Origin of the sequence: Chryseobacterium jejuense, assembly GCF_017877355.1 — a bacterium.
In the GTDB taxonomy this organism is placed as follows: domain Bacteria; phylum Bacteroidota; class Bacteroidia; order Flavobacteriales; family Weeksellaceae; genus Chryseobacterium; species Chryseobacterium jejuense_A.
This window is the reverse complement of record NZ_JAGIPR010000021.1, coordinates 1-22,325: the sequence shown is the minus strand read 5'-3', so window position 1 is coordinate 22,325 and position 22,325 is coordinate 1. Positions and strand designations below refer to the sequence as shown.

Sequence of the window (22,325 nt, the reverse complement as noted above, 5' to 3'; positions counted from 1 at the left end):
AAATTATTTTTTAGCTTTTACTGCTGCTGGCTTAGAAGCGGTTGCTGAAGCTCCTAATTTTGTTTTTACCTGTGCAGTAATATCTTCACTTTCGTCCGTGTAAACAAGATTACTTCCCTGCGTTGCAATATCAAATACAAAGCTTAGGTTTCTTTCTTTAGACACTGCAAAAATAGCAGTCTTTATTTTCTGTTGAATTGGAGTAAATAATTCTCCTTGTTTAGCAGAAATTTCTTTGGCAGCCTGTGCTCTTGCTTCCTCAATTTTTTTACCTAGATTATCCAGCTCTGTTTGTGCCGCAATAAGTTCTTTAGTTAAAGCTTCTTTATTGGTATCGTTGAATGTTTTTTCTTTATCCTGTGCTACTTTCAACTTCGCCTGATATTCATTGATTAATTTATCAATTTCAGTCTGCTTTGTTTTAGTTAGGTTATCAATAGTTTCTCCTGCTGTTTTTACTTCATTCATATTTTCAAAAATATCAGCAGTATTTACGCTTCCAATTTTCTGTTGAGCATTTACAACATTAGCAGTTAAAGTTAATCCTGCTGCAATAAAAAATAATTTAATTAGTTTCATTATGATATATACTTTTTTTGAAAAATTCACTTTTTTTCAGTGCCCAAATATAATATAATTTTTCATTTACAATCATTCTGCTTTTTTTTATACTTAATGAAGATATAAACCTTGTTTTAAACAGCCATACCTCTTAAAATATCTTTCACAAAAACGCCAACCAACATAAAGCTCTCCCCAAAAACTGAGGAGAGCTCCGAAAATATGTATAATGCAAAAAACTGATTTTTAATGGAACTGTGCCGTTTCTGTAGAATCCTTCATCGCTACGGTAGCAGAAGATCCGTTGGTAACAACATTCTGAACCTCATCAAAATATCCTGTCCCTACAAAAGACTGATGTTTTACCGCTCTGAATCCTTTTGATTGTAAAGCAAATTCACGCTCCTGAAGTTCTGAATATCCAGCCATTCCTCTTTCTTTATAGGCTAAAGCCAATTCAAACATTGCTGTATTCAAAGCATGGAATCCTGCCAAGGTAATAAACTGGAATTTATAGCCCATTTTCGCTAATTCTTCGCGGAAGGTAGACATTTCCTCTACGCTCAGTTTAGCCGCCCAGTTGAATGAAGGGGAGCAGTTATAAGCAAGCATTTTTCCAGGAAATTGTGCATGAATTCCGTCTGCAAACCTTTTAGCCTGTTCCAAATCCGGGTTGGAAGTTTCCATCCAGATCAGATCTGCATAAGGTGCATAAGATAATCCTCGGTCTATTCCCTGTTCTACCCCATTTTTCACCACATAAAATCCTTCAGAAGTTCTTTCTCCTGTTACGAATTTCTTATCTCTGTCATCAATATCTGATGTTAATAAGTCTGCTGCATCAGCATCTGTTCTCGCAATAATAAGACTAGGAACACCCAACACATCTGCTGCTAAACGTGCTGCAACTAATTTATTAATAGCTTCCTGAGTAGGAACTAATACTTTTCCTCCTAAATGTCCACATTTCTTTGCAGAAGAAAGCTGATCTTCAAAATGTACTCCGGCAGCACCTGCTTCAATCATTTGCTTCATCAGCTCAAATGCATTCAGATTTCCTCCAAAACCTGCTTCAGCATCTGCAATAATGGGAACAAGATATTCTTTATCTCCAGCTCCGCTTACTGACTGAACCTGATCTGCTCTTAATAAAGCATTATTAATTTTCTTTACTACAGAAGGCACTGAATTCGCTGGATACAAAGACTGATCCGGATACATTTCTCCAGATAAGTTAGCATCTGCAGCCACCTGCCATCCTGAAAGATAGATGGCCTCTAAGCCGGCATCCACTTCCTGCACAGCCTGATTACCTGTTAAAGCTCCAAGCCCTGCCACATAATCCTGAGTATTTAACTTTTCCCAGAATTTCTTAGACATTTCTGTAGCAATGGTATAATCTATTTTGTAAGAGCCACGAAGTTTTAATACTTCTTCTGCCGTATAAGGTCTTTTTACACCATTCCAGCGTGGGTTTGTCAGCCAATCTTGCTCTAGAGCCTGGATTTGTTCTTGTCTTGTTTTCATAATATTTGGATTTTGTTTGTTAAATTATGGGATTCGAGATTTGGGATTTCGTTAATATTCAGATATTTCTATTCTCTCATTGTCAAACTATATAAAAGGATACGCTTTAAGGGTTAGAAATTCCTCAAAGTTTTCCGAGAATATCAATTCATTGAACAGTTCTTTGGCAAGGTTGAATTTTCCGTTTTTAAAGCGGGATTCGCCAACATATTTTTCAATATTGTCCATTTCTTCGGATTCCCATTGAAGAACCATATTGCGGGTTAATGTTCTGTCATCGCTTAATACCGCTTCATTTTTCAGCCATTGCCAGATCTGCGTTCTTGAAATTTCAGCAGTGGCAGCGTCTTCCATCAGATTGTAAATAGCTGCAGCTCCAATTCCCATCAGCCAGCTTTCGAGATAAAGAATTCCTACATTGATATTTTTTCTTACTCCTTTCTCTGTAATTTCTCCTTTCGGGATTTCCAGCAGATTACTTTCCTGTATGTTGTATTCAAATTTTTTATCGATCTGGTTTTTGAAAGGCATATGCTCATCAAAAATATCCTTAGCCACTGAAACTAATGCAGGGTGCGCCACCCAGGTTCCGTCATGACCGTTTTTCACTTCTCTTTCTTTATCGCTTCTAACTTTTTCAAAAGCAATATTATTAGCTTCGTCGTCATTTTTTACAGGAATCTGTGCTGCCATCCCGCCCATAGCATGAACGTTTCTCTTATGACAGACTTCAATCACTCTTTTTGAATAGGCACTCATAAAGGGCGAAGTCATGGTTACCTGATCTCTGTCCGGAACAATGAACTCTGGAAGATTTCTAAATTTTTTGATATAGGAAAAAATATAATCCCATCTTCCGCAATTCAGCCCGGAGCTATGCTCTTTTAATTCGTATAAAATTTCATCAATCTGAAATGAGGCTGTGATGGTTTCTATTAAAACAGTTGCTTTAATTGTTCCCTGTGGAATTCCCAGATATTCCTGAGCAAAAACAAATACTTCATTCCACCATCCCGCTTCTTTATAATGTTCTAATTTTGGAAGATAAAAGTATGGACCACTTCCCTTTTCCAACAGTTTTTTTACATTTCTGAAGAAGTAAATTCCAAAATCAATCAATGAGCCTGATGCTTCTTCATCATTAATCTTAATATGCTTTTCAGGAAGATGTAATCCTCTTGGTCTTACCAATAAAACGGCTGTCTTTTCATTAAGCTTGTAAGCTTTTCCTGTTTCGTTAACAAAATCTATGGTTCTGTTAATCGCATCGGAAAGATTAATTTGTCCTTCCATCCCGTTTTCCCATGTTGGCGAGCTGCTGTCTTCAAAATCTGCCATGAAAGTAAAGGCTCCGGAATTCAGAGCATTGATAATCATTTTACGGTCAACCGGACCTGTAATCTCTACTCTCCTGTCTAATAAATCTTGCGGTAATGGTGCACATACCCAATTTCCATTTCTGATCTCTTCTGTCTCCTTCAGAAATTTTGGAAGATTACCCTGATCGAATTCTTTCTGAGTTTTTTTTCGTTCTTCTAAAAGTTTTACTCTTTTATGATTGAAATTCTGATGAAGCGCTATTAAAAAATCTATCAAATCAGGAGTGAAAATTTCTTCAAACTGCTTCTTGGCCGTAATTTTTAATTGAGTCTTAGTTTCCATAACATATTGATTTTGTGACTTGATGTTACAAACATAAACAAAAATTTTCACAAACAGCGAACGTTCGCTAAATTTTTTAAAAAATTATTATGCGAATAATCGCATCTAATTATTTATATTTGAGTAATGAATTCAGAAAGCGACTATATCAAAACAGTTTTCGGGCTAAAACTGAAACAACAGAGGCAAAAGAAAAATTGGTCTCTTCAAGATCTTGCCGTAAAAACAGGATTATCAAAATCTTACCTTAATGAGATTGAAAACGGAAAAAAGTATCCGAAACATGATAAAATCATTCAGCTTTCTGAAGCTCTGAACTGCACTTTTGATGAGTTGGTTTCTACAAAACTAGACAAAAGTCTTGCTCCTTTTAATGAAATTCTGCAGTCTGATTTCTTCAAAGAAGTTCCTTTGGAATTATTCGGAATCAACAAGAATAACCTTATCAGTATCATCAGTGATGCTCCTAAAAAAGTAACAGCTTTCATCAATGCGCTGATAGAAATTTCCCAGAACTATAATCTTGGAAAGGAAAGATTCTACTTTGCTGTTTTGAGATCATTCCAGGAGTTATATGACAATTATTTCCCGGAAATTGAAGATAAGGCAGCCCAGTTTACCGAAGAAAATCACCTTCAAATTGATAAAAATTTAAAGTCTGATATTCTGGAGAGTATTCTTACGGAACATTTCAATTATACGATTCAATCTGAAGATTTTGAAAGCTATGGAACACTGAACAACCTAAGGTCTCTGTTTATCCCGGAAAAAAAATTACTGCTTCTGAATAAAAAGCTTGAAAAGGATCAAAAAACATTTATTCTGGCTAAAGAAATAGGCTTCAACGTTCTGGAATTGAAAGTTCGCCCTACCACATACTCATGGCTTGACTTCGGAAGTTTTGAAGAAATCCTGAATAATTTTTATGCGTCTTATTTTGCGGGAGCTTTATTAATTTCAAAAGAACCTGCTATTGAAAAAACCTCAGAATTTTTCCAGCAAAATACATGGAAGCCGGAGAATTTTGCCAGCCTTATCAATAGTTTCACTGATTCACCAGAAACGTTCTATTATCGCCTGACCAATATCCTTTCTGCGGAAATGGGAATTAAGGATTTGTTCTACTTATGTTTGGTTAAAAAGAAAGGCTCAGAAAAAATTCAAATTTTAAAAGAACTGCATCTTAATCATCAGCAGGCTCCTCATGCCAATGCCATGAATGAACATTACTGCAGAAGATGGATTGCTGTGAAAAACCTTCATCATTTAAAGGAAAATGAAACGCTGACAGATGCTCAAATTTCACATTATAAAGATCAGGGAATAAGCTACTTGGTCATTTCCACTTCTCAGAGAAATCCTTTTTCCGATGGCAGCAACAGAAGCTATTGCCTGGGAATCCTACTGAATTCGCAAACGATAAAAAAAATCAGTTTTATAAAGTCTCCATCATTAGAAACCATCAATGTAGGAGTAACCTGTGAATCCTGCAGCATCCCGGATTGTGAGGTAAGACAGGCTCCGCCGGTGCGCTTGGAAAAAGAGCATTTTAATCTCAGCATGAAAAACGCCATTGAGAAGATAAAAAAGGATTTTTGAGTTTAAAGGGTTGAGAGTTTGAGAGTAAAGATTAAAAAACTATTTTATATCTTAGTAAAAACACACTTATGATATTAGACTTACTCTTTCCCAACCGATGTCTTCATTGTAACAGAATTATTGAAGCTGATCTTCTGGTTTGCAATCTATGCTTCGGACAGATCCATTTTACCCATTATGACTATTCCAAAAATAATCCGGTTAAAGAGCAATGCAAACTTTCGTTTCCTGTTAAGAATGCCTATGCTCTTATTCAGTTCGAAGAGAATAGTTTAAGCAGGAAAATCATTCATGAACTAAAATACAAAAACAGGGAAATCATCGGAAAAATTCTAGCACAATGGACTATCGAACGATTGGATTTCAGGGATCAGAAACCTGAGATTTTGGTAAGCGTACCTCTTCATCCCAGAAAGCAGAGAGAAAGAGGCTATAATCAACTTCATTTATATACGGAAGCTCTTTCAAAATACTATGAAATTCCGTTTGACCATCAATTAATCAAGAGAAACTATTATTCTAAAGCCCAAGCGCTGAAGGACAAAAAACACAGACAGGAAACTGTTAATACATTTTCCGCCACCCATCTTATTACCGGAAAACATATTCTTCTGATTGATGATGTTTTTACAACAGGAACTACCGTTTCTTCTATTGCCTGGGAGATTTTAAATGCGGGCGATAACAATGTGAGTGTACTGGTGATGGCGATGGATGTGTAGACAAATTCAAGGTTTAAAATTTTCAGCATACTTCTTCGCTTTTGTGTTCCGATTCTTTTGCTTAATTTTCCGAAAAACAAATAATTATGCCGAATTTGGTTTTATTACACGGAGCTTTGGGTCATTCAGAAATATTTAACTCTTACCTGGATAGCCTTTCCGCCTATTTTACCATTCATACTCCTTTATTTTCAGGACATGGAAGTGCTGAGCTTCCCCCAGATGGAATCAATATAGAAAAATACACTCAGGAATTAACTAAATATTGCACAGAGAACAATTTAACGGATGTATATATTCTAGGACACAGCATGGGTGGCTATGTTGCTCTTTGTTATGCCATGAAACATCCTGAAAATGTAAATTCAGTTATTACTTTGGGAACAAAATTCGAGTGGACTGAAGAGCAGGCTTTAAAGGAAAGTAAAATGCTTAACCCGGATGTTATTCTTGAAAAAATTCCACAATATGCTCAACTTTTAGAGAGGCAGCATGGTTCAAAATGGAAGCAATTACTTCCTGCAATTGCTGATTTAATGATTGATCTGGGGAAAAATCCACCATTGAAAGATCATCTTGCTTCTATAAACACTCCTGTTCAGATTATGGTGGGAGATAAAGATAATATGGTAACACTTGAGGAAAGTACTCATGTTTACAGAAACCTGCCTAATGCAAAATTGGCCGTACTTCCTGAGACAAAGCATCCCATGGATAAAGTACGACCAAATTTATTGTTGAGTTTAATAAAAGATTTCTGGAATCTTTCTTAAATTATCTTTGAAGTTTTTCTCCGTAGCTTAAATCTCCGGCATCCCCTAATCCTGGTGTGATGTATCCTTTTGATGTTAAGTCTTCATCAATGGCTCCTACCCAGATATGAGCATCAGGATATGCATTTTGAACAGTTTCAACACCTTGTCTGGAAGCAATGGCTGCTACAATGTGCAGCTGGGTTGGATTTCCATTAGTTAATAGGTCTTTGATTGCTTCAATCAGGGAAGCTCCGGTTGCCAACATGGGGTCTGCTACAATAAGAGGCCTTCCTTCAATGCTTGGACAAGTAAGATAGTCTTGTTTAATTGAGAAATAGTCGTTAGCGTCGTGTTTTCTGTACGCTGCTACGAAACCACAATCTGCTCTGTCTAGATAATTAAGAATTCCTTCAAATAGCGGAACTCCTGCTCTTAAAATAGTTGTAATTACCGGCTGCACTGCAATTTCCCTGCTTTTAATAGTATCTAAAGGAGTTTGGATTTCAACATCTCTTACTTCCAGTCCTTTACTGATTTCAAAGGCCGCAATTTCTCCGATTCTTTCCATATTTCTTCGGAATCTCATTCGGTCATGCTGAACCTGAACATTTCGAAGTTCATTAATCCATTCATTAACAAGGGAAAAATTTTGCGATAAAATAGTAAGCATGAAGATTTTAGGTTTTTAATTACAGTTAGTAAACATTAATTGCTGCAAAATTACAACTAAAAAATGAAATTGAAGTTTGACAGCGAATAGAATAAGTATATCTATAAAAAATCTGGTAAGGTTAGCCCTTACCAGATTTTCATTAAAAAGTCATTTTATTTTTGTCTGAAATACACTTCAATCGGAACTCCGGTAAACCCGAATTCTTTTCTCAACTGGTTTTCAGTAAATCTCTTATATGGTTCCTTCACATACTGTGGCAGGTTACAGAAGAATACAAACTGTGGCGATGGTGTAGGAAGCTGAACGCAATATTTAATTTTAATATATTTTCCTTTCAATGCCGGCGGTGGTGTATTTTCGAAAATAGGAAGCATTACTTCATTCAATTTTGAAGTTTTGATTTTCTTTTTACGGTCTTCGTATACCTCCATCGCTACTTCTACAGCCTTCAAAATTCTTTGTTTCGTTAAAGCTGATACGAACAGAATCGGAATATCCTGGAACTGACCAATTTTATCCTTGATTGCTTTCTCGAAATCACGCATTGTATTGGTTTGCTTGTCTTCAACCAAATCCCATTTGTTAACAAGGATTACAATTCCTTTTCTATTTTTCTGTGCTAATCCGAAGATATTCATATCCTGAGATTCCCATCCCTGAGTAGCATCTACCATGATGATGACAACATCAGAATATTCGATAGAACGGATAGATCTCATTACAGAATAGAATTCTAAGTCTTCATTTACTTTAGACTTTCTTCTCATTCCGGCTGTATCCACCAATACAAACTCGTGACCGAATTTATTGTATAAAGTCTGGATACTGTCTCTTGTAGTTCCCGCGATATCTGTTACAATATTTCTTTCAACATCCAATAAAGCATTGGTCATTGTAGACTTTCCTACATTCGGACGACCTGCTATAGTGATCTTAGGTAATCCTTCGAAAGGATCTTTGTATTCTGTAGTTGGGAAATCTTTAACAATATCATCCAATAAATCTCCGGTTCCAGAACCTGTAGCGGAAGAAAGTGTGTAATATTTATCGATTCCTAACTGGTAGAATTCTGTTGCAGGAAGTTCTTCTTTGGATGAATCTACTTTATTAATTACAATATAGATTGGTTTATTAGATCTTCTAAGCAGTCTGTAAATTTCGTAATCGGTATCTGTAAGACCTTCTTCCACGTTCATCATAAAGATAATAGAAGTTGCTTCATCTACTGCTAATTGTACCTGCTTACGGATTTCTTCTTCAAAGATATCATCTGTACCTACATCATATCCTCCGGTATCAATTACCGTAAAGTCTACTCCATTCCAGTCAGATTTTCCGTAATGACGGTCTCTGGTAACACCGGCTGTAGAATCTACAATAGCTTCTCTTCTCTCTAATAAACGGTTAAAAAGCGTGGATTTTCCTACGTTGGGACGTCCAACGATTGCGACAATATTTGACATAAAAAATGTTTAATAATCCTTTTTGCTACGCTAAGGATAAGTTATTAATGGGTTACTCCAACTTTTGGAGCCCAATTTTTTTGCAAAGATAAGATTTTATTATTTAGTATTAAAAATTCTCCTCGATCTGAAAATCTTCCATGAAAAATAATTATTTGGAAATCAACAGATAACGCTACACCACAACGATTATGTTAATATTTTTTAATTTTGATTTTTGTATTTCAAATAATTTTTCTAATTTCGCAGCATCAAAACAGACCTATAGTGTAACGGTAGCACTCCGGTTTTTGGTACCGTCAGTCGGGGTTCGAATCCCTGTGGGTCTACAAACCATCCTTTTTTAAGGGTGGTTTTTGTTTTTATTCAAATCTCATTTTATATAAAAACTTGGATTTTGAAATTTTCTCTTCATTTCAAATCTCACTCACAAACAAACCTCTCTCTACTATTTCAACCCAATAGGAATATTAAATAGGATTTCATTTTTATAAGTAATCATTCACTTTTTACCCAATTTACTTTCTAATCAACAATAACTTAGAGAATTTTTTAACAAAAGTTTCCAAAATCAAATTTTAACACAATATGAATTAAAATTCTTACTATAAGTTTTACTTCAAATAATTGAATTTAACTCCACTTAATCGTGATAAAACTCATATTAATTCACCTTAAGATGAGCGTTAATAAATGTTAAAAAGCCCTATTTTCGCGTGATTTTAAAATGACTATTAATCAACAACAAGGAATGAAAAAACTTTATCTCAGTACATGGGCTTTATGCACCGTTTTAGGGGTATCTGCGCAGGAAGTTGTTTGGCAAAAAGACATCAACTCCTCTACTCAGGATTTTTTAAGTCAGATTACCGCGACCATCGATCAGCAATATCTTATTACAGGGAGCTCAATCCAAATTAAAAACCAATCACAGACCTCTAACAGCCAAAAACAAAACAATGGCTACGATTTTCATCTGATAAAACTCAACCAGCAAGGAAATGAAGCCTGGGAAAAGTATTTCTCAGGAAATAACCACGATTACTTATCTGCAACGGTAACCACTCAAGACGGAGGATTTCTATTGGCCGGAACAACCTATTCAGGAAAAAGTTTGGATAAAAAAGAGGATTCCAAAGGTGGATCAGATATGTGGATCATCAGGATTAATGAATTCGGAGATGAATTATGGCAGAAAACGTTGGGAACATCTTCTGATGAGGAAGCCAGAGCAGTTATTCAAAGTACAGACTTGGGCTTTTTTGTTGCCGGAAATGTACAAAGTTCTTCCAATGGTTATGGTTCCAAAGATGTCTGGATCACCAGACTGGATAAAGACGGGAAGGAACTTTCCCAATTGATATTAGGCGGAAAAGGTTTAGATGAAGTTGAAAAAATGATTCCAACAAAAGATGGTGGAGCCTTACTAGGAATTTACTCAAGAAGTTCCGAGGTTCGTAATGCGGGAACTGGAGTTAGAACTCCCGAAAGAAATGCTCTGGCTGAAAAACCTGCTACCTCCAACCTGATAACTGCTACCTCCAAACAAACTGAAAACTTTGGAGAAGGCGACTACTGGATCATTAAACTGGACAAAACCGGAAAAGTGGAATGGGAAAAAAACTTTGGTGGTAAAGGAGACGATCACATCAGAACATTGGCTTTAACTGCAAACGGTTATATCATTGGTGGTGAATCCAGATCTGAAAGATCCGGGAATAAAACAGTAGGTATTGAAGAAGGAACAGACCTTTGGATTATTGCTCTTAATGATAGAGGTGATGAGCAGTGGCAGAAGTCTTATAATTTCAAAAATCGTGATATACTCATGGGAATGAGTGTGATTCATTCAGCAGACAATCAATCTTCAAAAGGAATCTTGTTAGGTGGTTACACTCAAGCCGAAGGAAGAATACAAGAAAATGATGAAACCTTTTGGATGCTGTATTTAGATAGCAATGGAAATGAGCAGTGGAGAAAGCATGTTACAGGAGAATCTAGACAAAAAGAAGAGAGACTTTCAGATTTGAAACTGAATAGAGATGGCTCTATTGTTTTAGCAGGAACCAGTGCCAAAGAACTTGGTAAGGAGAACTGGAAGATTGTAAAGCTGGGTGATAAACAAGTGAATGATCTGATAGAGAAATATGATATTAAAATTTATCCAAACCCAGTATCTGACTATGCTTATGTAGAAATTGGTTTTGATTTTAAAGAAGCTGATATTATACTGTATGATATGAGCGGAAGACAGCTTCAGAACTTTAAAACTAAGAATAAGGTCACTAAGATTAATACCCAGGCTTTGGTACAGGGAGCCTACTTAGTAACGATAAAAACGGATAATAATAAATCAGCGAATGCCAAACTAATTAAAAGATAATTTAATATGAAGAAGAATACAATATCGGTCTTAATACTTCTCTCAACAATTGGGTTGTATAAATCACAGATGAGATGGGAAGATAAAGCAACGATAGATTTTAGGAGAACACAGGTAAACAAACCAGAGGTAGGTTCACTTACGAACTATATTGTTGCAGACGATGACGCTGATCTGAGTACAGGTGTTGTTAAACCGAAAATTTCTCTACTTGGGTTAAAGACGAATTATTTATCGGACGACGTCAGTCTGGTTTATAATAAGGGAAGAGGAATAAGAGTTAATGATATTTCAAGTGATGTAGGACTGGGTTGGGAGCTTTTGGCTGGTGGCGAAATTACTAGAAAGGTTAATGGTTTTCCTGATGATGCAAGAATTTATGCGAATGCAAGTGTACAGAATGAAGGCACACAGCCAATATATGGTCCAAACAATCAGAAATTCACGAACGGATGGTTAGATTATGCAAATTGGGTCCCAAAAATGAATCCTGCAATTCCATATTTATTCCCCGCTAAAGCAGGAAATAATGATGCATTAGGTGGTGCAGTACAAAAATTTGCTCAAGATTTTGTAAACGGAAATAACTATAGTGGTTTTTTTAGATATTTTTATGGACAGCCAATTAATCCAGATGGAGGAGCCAGTTATTCAGGAGGAGTTGCCGCTGCTGATCTGGCTTCTATGGCAGGAATGGGCTGGGATTTTTTCAATGTTGACGGTGAGCCTGATGAGTTTTATTTTAATTTCGGAAAATATTCCGGAAAATTTGTTTTTGATGGGAACAGGGTACCTACCACAGTTCCTCATATCCCCGGCTTAAAAATCGAATCACCTTTTAATTCACCAGCAGCATATGGTGATACATGGATTTTTACCACTCCTGAAGGTATAAAGTATTATTTTTCTAATACACCTGAATATTATGAGGTTTTATACAGCCAAACTCCCACTACTCCATTTTATGATGATTGGGCATATCCTACCCCCAACACTAATGAAGGTATTGATGCTTCTGAGCATATTTCTAAATGGTATTTAAGCAAAGTGGAAGGAGTTAATGGTGAAATAATGGAGTTTAAATATGAGACAACTGCTGATCTAATTTATACAGAAAAAGCAGAAATTAAGGAAAAATTTAGACCTTCATCAGGCAGTAGAAATACACCTCCAAACTACTTTCCAGGTTCCGGCGATGCAGGTTTTGATGAAAGGATCCTTCCAAGAGATGTGGCTTACAGACTTAAGTCTCCGAAGAGAATTTCTATTATTAAAGCCACTGATAATAGTAAAATTGTTTTTGATTATGACGGAGGCATTCGTGAAGATATTGATCAAAGCCAAAATTCGATTAAAAGAAAAAGTCTTTTTACAATAACAAAGCTTGATCCAAACAATAGACAAGTTGAAAAGATTGCGTTAGCACAGAATTATTTTTCAGCAGGTTGTACAGGTAATAATTGCAAACGTCTAAAATTAGTGGCTGTAAACCGATTTGGTACTGGTGGTTCAACATTATCAACAACATTCCTTGACTATTATACCGATGTTGAGCTGCCACCAAGAAATGCATATCAACAGGATTATTGGGGGTATTTCAATGCTAACCCGCTAAATACTTTGTTTCCCATGATAAAAAATTATTTGGGAGTTCAATATGATGGTGCTGATAGAAGTCCAAATGAAGAACGGGCAAAAGCTAATATGCTCAAAAAAATAACCTATCCAACAAAAGGTACAATTGAATATGAATATGAGCTTAATGATTTTGCAGTTTCCCCATTGGGTTTGCAAACAATAACAAAAAATAAGACCGGAGGACTTAGAATAAAAAGGATAAGTAAAAAAGAAAATCCTGGTGCTACGCCAATTGTCAAATCATTCAAATATTTGCTTGAAAATGGTAAGTCAAGTGGTGAACTTTCGCAGCATATGTACCAAAATACTTTAATGGAGGATAATCAAGGGGGTGGCAGGATGCTTGATCGTCAAAAGATTATGACCAATGAGGATTCAGGTGAAACAAGCGTATATATGATGATTTATTCTAATCAAAAGTATTTTCCCTACAATGATCTTATACGTTATTCAAGAGTTGTGGTGGATACTGAAGGTCGCGGAAGTACAGAGTATCTATTAAGCGCATTTAGTAAGTATCAAGATTTTTATAGATCTGGTAAACGTTGGAAGTCGACTGGGTATCCAGCTAGTTTTAAACCAGTAGCTTCAAGTTTTTATACATATTCTGATTCATGGAATACACTTAATCAACCTACGAACGCAACTACTGACAGAAGCTACTTACGTGGTATGATTTTAAGTCAGAAAGAGCGGGATAGTAATGGGAATTTAGTTACGGAAGCTATTAACGAGTATACAGTGAACCCTAGTGGTTTCATTCCGAAAAAAATTTATGGTATTGGTGTATCCTCAGAAAACACCTTTATTGCCGAATCCGCTGAAATTGAAGCTATTGACTTTTTATCAAACTTCCAACAGGGAGATTATGTATACCTAAAAAGTTCAATAAAAAAAGATTATATCAATAATATGATAAATATAAGTTCGATAGAAAATAATAACTATAATTCAAAAGGCTTCTTAAGTAGTATAACTGTTCAAACTTCAACAAATGAATTACTTGATACGGGGTATAAATATGCAGAGGATAAACAAGATCAAAAATTAATAAATGCTAATATGGTTGGGATTCCTTTGGAAACGACCGTTATAAAAAAGCAAAACGCATTAGATGTCGGAAAAATAATTTCTAAATTAGAGATTAAATATGATAATCCTGTCAACTTATTTCCAAGTTCAGCCATTTCATATAATCTGAATAATATTTCTCAGGCTAGTACCGAAGTGACTTATAACCAATACGATTCTAAAGGAAATCTTTTGCAATACACGACCAAAGATGATGTTTCTACAGTTATTATCTGGGGATATAACAAAACTCAACCAATTGCCAAAATTGAAAATGCAAAACTGGAAAATATTGGACAATCTTTAATAGATAGCATAGTTAATGCATCTGACTTAGATGCTAAGCAAGGAACGGATACTTCAGATGAGGATCTCATTAAAGCATTAAATACTTTCAGAAATAACCCAACTTTATCTGGTTATCAGATTACAACCTATACCTATGATCCGCTGATTGGAGTGCGAAGTATTACTCCACCATCCGGGCTCAGAGAGGTTTATATATATGATACTGCGGGCAGACTTAAAGAAGTCAGAGAGCAAAGCAATACAGGAAAACTATTAAAAGAATTTCAATATAACTATAAACCATAATAACTCAAATTATGAAAAAAATAATATTCACTACAGGAACTTTATCCGTTCCATTATATATATCAGTAGATGTTGTCCAAACAGTATCTGCATCACCATTAGTTGATTTAGAAATTGGGTCTTATGATTCTCATTTCAATGTACAGTATTAACCTGCTAATATAGAATAATGCATAAAAAAATATATATAAGTATAGGACTGCTATGGAGCCTTCTTCATTTTGGACAGATTGTTTTAACAACCCCTCCTACTCCTAATACCGAAGTGGCAGATCCTGTAAGTATCCGTATGCTTCCGGGATTCAAATTCAATTCTGTCAACGGAACATTTCGTGCTTACATTGGCGGATCATCCTCTGGTAGTGGAGATACCTATACCCCTATCACTGTAGATTATTCATCTAATAATATTCCAAGCACCGAAAATTATATTTATACCAGACAATATTTAGTGCCCACTACAGTTTCAAACGGATCTCTTCAACAAATACAAAATGTTCAGTTTTTTGATGGATTGGGAAGACCTAAACAGTCAGTCAGTATAAAATCTACCTCTAGCGGAAAAGACCTTGTAACTCATATTCCTTATGACGGATTTGGAAGACCCGTTGATAGCTGGCTTCCGGTTCCTATGGCCTCATTAAATGGGAATATCCAAACCGGAGTAGAAACTAGTGCCAATAGTTATTATCAGTCTAATGATATTAATGATTCCTATCCTTTTGCCCATAAAACCCTGGAGAATTCTCCAATTGATAGAGTTTTAAATCAGAATAGCCCTGGTAATGACTGGAAAAACAAACCTGTTGTTTTTACATATGAAGCTAATATGCAGGAAGAAGTTAGAAAATATACTACTGTTACTACTTGGCCAGACGGAGCTACTTCCTCTGAACTAAGCATATCTGGTACATATGGCGAGGCACAGTTGTATAAAAACACGATAACAGATGAAGACAATAATAAAACCATAGAATTTAAAAACGGCAAAGGGCAGACTCTGTTGGTAAGAAAAGTCATCAGTTCCTCAGAAAATGCAGATACTTATTACGTCTATAATGAATATGATCAACTGGCATTTGTTATTCCGCCATTGGCTTCTGCTTTACCAACTGTTTCAGACTCAATATTGGAGCAATTGTGTTATCAATATAAGTATGATGGTAAAAACAGACTTGTAGAGAAAAAACTTCCAGGCAAAGGTGTGGAAAAAATGGTATATGATAAATCAGATAGACTGATTCTAACTCAGGATGCGAATCTGAAGGCTGCCAATAAATGGATCATTAACAAATATGATAAGTTCGGAAGAATTGTTTATGCAGGACTTTTAACAGGTGGTGATAGAGCAGGCAGGCAGAATCAGATCAAGGATCTGGTTATTACTGAAGATAGAAGTACAACAGGATTTACTCGAAATGGCATTACTGTGTACTATACCGATAGTGCCTTTGTTGGAGAAATACCAACCATTTTAAGTGTCAATTATTATGATACTTATCCTCAGGAAGCACCATCAGTAGCTACGGTTTTAAATCAGGAAGTATTACCACAGACACAGAGTTCAGATGTAAGTACTAAAAGCCTTCCCACAGCCAGCTATACTAAAAACATTGAAAATGACAGCTGGACAAAAGTATACACCTATTATGATAAGAGAGGACGAGCAATTGCTACCCATTCTTTGAATCATTTAGGCGGATATACCAAGACTGAAAGTTATCTGAAGTTTTCAGGAGTACCGGAATATACACTTATTGAGCATAAAAGAACAGCCAATGACCCGAAGGTCAATCTTAAAGAAACCTTTGAATATGACCATCAGGAAAGATTGGTAAGACATTGGAATCAGGTAAATGGTGGAGCTCAGGAACTTCTTGCCGAAAACCTTTATAATGATCTGGGGCAATTGCGAGTTAAAAATGTAGGAAATACCACAGGCAGCCCGCTGCAGAGTATTAAATACGCCTACAATATAAGAGGTTGGATGACCAGGCTTAATGATCCTTCCAATTTGCAGAATAAACTTTTTGCTTACGAACTGCGTTATAGTAACCCAAACAATCAGTATTCAGGTTCTACGAGATACAATGGAAACATTTCCCAGATGTCGTGGATTACTCAAAACGATGCTGTACTGAGAAATTATTCTTATGAATACGACGCCCTTAACCGTCTTAAAGAAGGGCGTTTCTGGGATGCCATGAATTTAGAGAGAGGAGAATATCACGAACAGCTTACCTATGATCTTAATGGAAATATTAAAACGCTTTTAAGAAGAGGAAAGCAGCTTTCAGGATACACCGCACCTGAAGTTATGGATCATCTGGAATACCATTATGAGAATGGGGAACAAAGCAATAAGCTATCCTACCTTAAAGAAATCGGAACCGGGAATGCTATAAGTGGATATCCATTAGCAGATGGAAGTACCGGAAGTACCATCACCTACGATGCAAATGGAAATATGACGACTCAGGTGGATAAGGGAATTTCTTCTATTCAATATAATTATCTAAATTTACCTCAGAAGGTTACCCAAAACTCCAAAGTAACGGATTATATTTACAGAGCAGATGGAGTGAAGGTAAGAAAGGTTTTTGGGCCGGAGACAACTGATTATCTGGATGGCTTCCAGTATACCAATTCAATATTAAAATTCTTCCCAACAGCAGAAGGATATTTTAATGTTGAGACCGGAAAATATGTTTATAACTATACGGATCATCTTGGCAATACCAGATTGAGCTATGTTAAAAATGGATTAGGAACAGAGATTATTGAAGAAAATAATTATTATCCGTTTGGATTAAAACATGAGGGGTATAATACACTCTTGGGGAATTCTGCGTATCAGTATAAGTACAATGGGAAGGAACTGCAGGAGACGGGTATGTATGACTATGGAGCAAGATTTTATATGCCAGACTTAGGTAGATGGGGCGTGGAGGATCCGTTGGCGGAAAAGATGACTCGTCATAGTCCGTATAATTATGCTTTTAATAATCCAATCAGGTTTATTGATCCAGATGGAAGAGCACCTTTAACAGATTATTTTGGTTTAAGTGGAAATTATTTAGGAACTGACGGTGTTAATAATGGAAAAGTAAGAGTTGCATTAAATTCTACTGAAGAAAGTAGAATTACATCTTCAATTAAAGACGGAAAAGTAACTCTAAATTCTAATGCTTATTCAGATGGTCTAATTGATCTTCCTTCAGATAATTTAATTTCCAGTATGGATGTAGCTTATTCTAATATGGAAGCTAGCGGAATGAATGAGCAAGCGATCGCAGTGGGAGATAAAAATGGTTTAGAAGGTTTAGCTACTGTTGCTAGTACGGGTAAGGGAAGTGTAAAAACAGGTTTGGCTGAAAATGAACTTACAGGTAAAGGATATGGTATAACACACAATATTCATACTCATGGTGCAGTATTGAAATTTGATACAAGTGGAAATGCTATTGTTGGTGGATTTAACCCATCTGGAGCCGATAAATCTGGAGCGCTTTTCACTCAACCAAATGCAGTTTTGGGATATGATGTTGCAACTAATACAAGTAAAATTACAAGTGCAGAAGTTACAAGCGCTCAAAGTACTATTGGGAATTTTGTTCCATTAAACCCAGCTAACTATAACAAAATAATAACTTATTATAATAATTCTGGTTCCGTTCATAGTATGAATTATGGTACTTTTAAAAATAATGTTGAAGTAATAAAAGTAGGAGCTGCAATGATTAATCTTTCAAGACCTAGACCTCAATAATATGAAAAAACTTATTTTATTACTATTTTTATTTTTATTTTCTTCCATTAATGCGCAAGAATTAAATTTGTATTCTTTAATTAATAAAAGTTATTCTATTAACAAAGGAGATTATTCTACTATTAATAATAAAAAATTAACTTTTATAATACCTAAGAATATCTCTTTTTTAAAGACAAATTATATTGAGGAAAAATATTCTTTTGAAATAATACCTTTGAAAAATGAAGATGATTTTAAAAATTTTCTTAAATCTCAAAATGATAATACATTTTTATTCGATATAATAATTGATAATATTTATGAAAACTCTTTAGTTGTAACACTAAAAATAATGTCAACTAATTATAAAATGTATTCTGAAGGTTCTTTTCCTTTTTATATTTTTGAAGATGAAAGGAGAGTCCTTCTTAAATACAATAATAAAAGTAAAAAATGGGTTTTCTCTAAAATAATTGAAGTATCAGACGAACCCCATATTTAACTTGGAGTTGGTAATGGTAATGTAAACCCGCTCTCTCGGATTTGTAATCCGTGAGCAGATAAATAAAAGCCCACTGCAATTGCCCTCAGCTGCCGCACGAATCCTTTCGTGTGGCATTTTTGAAGCTATTGATACCAATAACTATACCCACTTGGATTGAGTCATATTGGAGGAATTAAAGGACAGTTAGGGAGTTATAAGAACTACAAGTATAATGGGAAAGAGTTGTAGGAGACGGGAATGTATGATTATGGAGCAAGAATGTATATGCCGGATTTGGGAAGATGGGGTGTTGTAGATCCGCTAGCTGAGAAATATAGGAGATGGTCACCTTATAATTATGCAGTAGATGATCCTATAAATGTGATTGATCCTGATGGTAGATATATTGTTTATATTGCTAAAGATGGTACAAGCTTACAATATGTAAATGGAAATTTTCAATTTCTTAGCGGAAAATTTAAAGGACAAATGTATGATGGACGTAAACATTCTGTTAGTACTTCTCTATTTAGAATTGCAAAAGCATATCGAAAAATAGAGCATTCTGGTGACAAGGTTTTGATAGGAATGCTTAGACATTTAGAAGAGAGTAAAAATACTCATCAAATAAAAGAAGGTGCTACAAATGAAGTAAATATAAATAGAAAAGGATCTGCTAAAAATTATGAAGGTGATGGAACTACGACTACTCATAATTTTGATAAAGCTAAACAAGAATCATTTGAAAAAAATGAAAAAGTTCCTAACTCTGACCTCACAACAGTTGTTCATGAAATGCGATATCAATTTGATTATGATATTGAGAATGCATTTGGAACAAAAGATTCTGATAAACAAACAGCAAGAGATCCCAATGAACAGAGAGCTGTAGATGCAGAGAATTGGGCAAGAGAACTTGAAGGTCTTACCAAAAGAACAACATACGGAGCAGAAAAGATAAACCCAAATCCACCTAATAATATATTACCTAATGATAAAGCTAAAGAGAATGAAAAGCCTGGTTCGTAAAAATCGTAAAATGTAATTAAAATGAAGATAAAAATTAATAGCTTTTACTTTCTGTTTATGCTTATTTTAGTATCTTGTTCTAAATCAAGCATTCAAATTAATGATAAGTTTATTCAAGAAATATCAAAAATAAATGATAATGAGGCCAGTACCATCTCATATATTCCCGATAAAGCTACCAACCTTATATATATAAGACTAAGTGATGGTAAATTGGCAAGCACTAATGCTTTGGAACTTGAAAATGTCTACCAAGATCATTACAAGAATAATTTTCAATCATTTTATATTTTTTTGAAACAAGTTTTGAATCAAAAAACAAGTATTAATTCTAATGATATTTCCAAAAGTGATGTTATAATATTTGATATAGATAAAAAAATTTTCAATCAGTCTACTAGTTTAATAAAAGAAATATATTTAGAAAAGGATAAAGAGATGTATTATCTTTATCCTAAAAATTTATCTTTAAATCAAAAACAAACAATATTATATAAAATGTTTATAGATAATTATTTAATTTCATTTGATGATTATGAAGGTAAATATATAGTAACTAAATAATCCCCTCGCTGGTGACCACAAATAAAATAAAACCGCTGTTCAAACAGTGGTTTTTTATATGTAAAAACAGGCTCTAGTAATTATATTCTTCCATTCAATATAATTATTTAAATTTACCTGAAAAGATTACCCAAAACGCTAAAGTAACCGATTATCTTTACAGAGCAGATGGAGTGAAGGTAAGAAAGGTTTTCGGAACAGAAACAACCGATTATCTGGATGGCTTCCAATATACTAATTCAGTATTAAAATTCTTTCCAACTGCAGAAGGCTATTTTAATATTGAGACTGGAAAATATGTTTATAACTATACAGATCATCTTGGAAATACCAGATTAAGTTATTCTAAAAATGGCTTAGGAACAGAGATCATTGAAGAAAATAATTATTATCCTTTTGGATTAAAGCATCAGGGATATAATTCTCTGTTGGGGAATTCTGCATATCAATATAAGTACAACGGTAAGGAGTTGCAAGAGACGGGTATGTATGATTACGGGGCAAGAATGTATATGGCAGATATTGGCAGATGGGGCGTGGTAGATCCGTTGGCGGAGAAGATGACGAGACATAGTCCTTATAATTATGCGTTCAGTAATCCAATTAATTTTATTGACCCAGACGGAAAAGAAGGTTTAGGATGGGGATTGAAAAATAATGTTTGGAGTTGGGATGCAAATTTAACCGCTCAAAATTATCAACAGCAAGGATTTACAGATTATAAAGATGATGGAAGTATAATTAGTAATTCTCCTATACAAGGACAAGAAGGAGGAGATACTGGACAAACTTATTTAGGGTTTAATGGACAGGCATCTTATATTCCAGCAGACAGTAATGGTTCAGCAGGAATGCTTGGATTATCAAATTGGTTTAGGGATGCTATTTCAGGAACAACTTCTGCCATAGCTTCACAATTTTCAGGAGGATGGAACAGTAATTTTGCAAGAGGTATGGTAAGCGATTCATATAGTGTTGGTTTAACTTCCAATGTTGCTGCATTTTTAGGTGTTGGAACTACTCCTATTAACTTCACACTTTTAACAAGAGGACAAGAGCCAGGATTATATTTTACTCCTACTGTAAATGCAGCAATTGGGGATGGAATTGAAGGTAATGCTGGTATTACTTTTGGTAGAGGAATGTACACAGGAAATCCAAGTACTATTAATTCAGGAATGTTGCAAGGACATACTTTTGGGGCGTCAGGAGGATTAGGCCTTATTGTAGATGGTTCAGTTGGCGCTTCGTATGCGCCAACAGGAAATGGAAATGGCTTTATTGGTATATCAGGACAAATTGGAGTTGGTATTGAAGGTAGCCCTGCATCAGTTATTAATCTACAAGGAAACTATCAATATACTCCAATCGTTAAACCAGTTTTTAAATTTAAGTAGAATGAAAATTAAAAATTTGTGGAGATTATTTCCCATATTTATAATTATAGGTATTATAATTTTCTTTGAAAGAAAAGGTTATTTAGAGCGAGAAAAATTTCATAAAACAGTCATTAACTCACTTATAATTACGAAAAAAAGTAATTGGTCTGGAGGCAGGAGCTACGATTATTTAACAAAAAATAATGTTGTAATTACATTATTGAGTAATAGTCCTATAAAGGTGGGAGATTCCATATCCAAAGAAGCAAATACTGATGAATTTAAAGTCTATAAAAAGAATCAAATCGGAAAGTATGAATTTTATAAAAACTTTGATTTAAAAGATTTATAACAAAAAAATCCCCAGTTTTAAAATAGACTGCACCCAAAAGTTTAGACAAAATTAAACAATATTATTATATGAAAGAGTTCGGTACTGTACCGGACTCTTTCCTTTTAAATTAAGTCTT

The 22,325-nt window shown here is 34.9% G+C and carries 15 protein-coding genes, 1 tRNA gene and 1 pseudogene; 12 read left to right on the top strand and 5 right to left on the bottom strand.

Translation table 11 applies throughout. The features are described from left to right. Positions 1–3: 3 nt before the first annotated feature. From J2772_RS23905 to aceB, 3 genes are all read right to left on the bottom strand, one after another. Complete coding sequence (locus J2772_RS23905; RefSeq protein ID WP_209921516.1) at positions 4–579, bottom strand: OmpH family outer membrane protein; 576 nt, start codon at positions 577–579, stop codon at positions 4–6. A gap of 228 nt (positions 580–807) precedes the next feature. Beyond that, on the bottom strand, positions 808–2,088 hold the full coding sequence (gene aceA / locus J2772_RS23900) for an isocitrate lyase (protein WP_209921513.1): 1,281 nt from the start codon (positions 2,086–2,088) through the stop codon (positions 808–810). Positions 2,089–2,175: 87 nt separating this feature from the next. Next, positions 2,176–3,750, bottom strand: a complete 1,575-nt coding sequence (gene aceB / locus J2772_RS23895) for a malate synthase A (RefSeq protein WP_209921510.1) — start codon at positions 3,748–3,750, stop codon at positions 2,176–2,178. Between the two features lie 126 nt (positions 3,751–3,876). Between aceB and J2772_RS23890 the strand changes: the two genes are divergently transcribed. From J2772_RS23890 to J2772_RS23880, 3 genes are all read left to right on the top strand, one after another. Next, positions 3,877–5,349: a helix-turn-helix domain-containing protein gene (locus J2772_RS23890; RefSeq protein ID WP_209921507.1), complete on the top strand. Its 1,473-nt coding sequence runs from the start codon at positions 3,877–3,879 to the stop codon at positions 5,347–5,349. 68 nt (positions 5,350–5,417) lie between these two features. Then, a complete protein-coding gene (locus J2772_RS23885; protein ID WP_209921505.1) occupies positions 5,418–6,071 on the top strand; it encodes a ComF family protein in 654 nt (217 codons plus the stop codon). An 86-nt stretch (positions 6,072–6,157) separates the two neighbouring features. After that, the gene (locus J2772_RS23880; protein WP_209921503.1) at positions 6,158–6,844 is read left to right on the top strand and encodes an alpha/beta fold hydrolase; all 687 of its coding nucleotides are present in this window, start codon (positions 6,158–6,160) and stop codon (positions 6,842–6,844) included. 1 nt (position 6,845) lies between these two features. Here J2772_RS23880 and upp read toward each other — a convergent pair whose 3' ends face one another. Both upp and der read right to left on the bottom strand, forming a co-directional pair. Then, positions 6,846–7,496 (bottom strand): uracil phosphoribosyltransferase, encoded by a 651-nt coding sequence (gene upp / locus J2772_RS23875; RefSeq protein WP_045500615.1) that lies wholly within the window; start codon positions 7,494–7,496, stop codon positions 6,846–6,848. Between the two features lie 155 nt (positions 7,497–7,651). After that, positions 7,652–8,962 carry a ribosome biogenesis GTPase Der gene (gene der / locus J2772_RS23870; protein ID WP_045500618.1) on the bottom strand — a complete coding sequence of 437 codons (1,311 nt, stop codon included), beginning with the start codon at positions 8,960–8,962 and terminating at the stop codon, positions 7,652–7,654. Positions 8,963–9,220: 258 nt separating this feature from the next. Between der and J2772_RS23865 the strand changes: the two genes are divergently transcribed. From J2772_RS23865 to J2772_RS23825, 9 genes and pseudogenes are all read left to right on the top strand, one after another. Then, positions 9,221–9,291: transfer RNA gene (locus J2772_RS23865), tRNA-Gln, on the top strand. Positions 9,292–9,713: 422 nt separating this feature from the next. Next, positions 9,714–11,345, top strand: a complete 1,632-nt coding sequence (locus J2772_RS23860) for a T9SS type A sorting domain-containing protein (protein ID WP_209921500.1) — start codon at positions 9,714–9,716, stop codon at positions 11,343–11,345. Between the two features lie 6 nt (positions 11,346–11,351). Continuing rightward, a complete protein-coding gene (locus J2772_RS23855) occupies positions 11,352–14,648 on the top strand; it encodes a hypothetical protein (protein WP_209921497.1) in 3,297 nt (1,098 codons plus the stop codon). A 169-nt stretch (positions 14,649–14,817) separates the two neighbouring features. Then, positions 14,818–18,417: a DUF6443 domain-containing protein gene (locus J2772_RS23850; protein WP_245365324.1), complete on the top strand. Its 3,600-nt coding sequence runs from the start codon at positions 14,818–14,820 to the stop codon at positions 18,415–18,417. Position 18,418: 1 nt separating this feature from the next. Further along, positions 18,419–18,901 (top strand): hypothetical protein, encoded by a 483-nt coding sequence (locus tag J2772_RS23845; protein WP_209921494.1) that lies wholly within the window; start codon positions 18,419–18,421, stop codon positions 18,899–18,901. Between the two features lie 240 nt (positions 18,902–19,141). After that, positions 19,142–19,912, top strand: coding sequence for an RHS repeat-associated core domain-containing protein (locus J2772_RS23840; RefSeq protein WP_245365323.1), 771 nt, complete (start codon positions 19,142–19,144; stop codon positions 19,910–19,912). Between the two features lie 21 nt (positions 19,913–19,933). After that, positions 19,934–20,476, top strand: coding sequence for a hypothetical protein (locus tag J2772_RS23835; RefSeq protein WP_209921491.1), 543 nt, complete (start codon positions 19,934–19,936; stop codon positions 20,474–20,476). An 86-nt stretch (positions 20,477–20,562) separates the two neighbouring features. Continuing rightward, a pseudogene (locus tag J2772_RS24265) lies at positions 20,563–21,109 on the top strand (RHS repeat domain-containing protein); the annotation flags it as partial. Between the two features lie 765 nt (positions 21,110–21,874). Beyond that, positions 21,875–22,207, top strand: coding sequence for a hypothetical protein (locus J2772_RS23825; protein ID WP_209921489.1), 333 nt, complete (start codon positions 21,875–21,877; stop codon positions 22,205–22,207). The last annotated feature ends 118 nt before the right edge of the window (positions 22,208–22,325 follow it).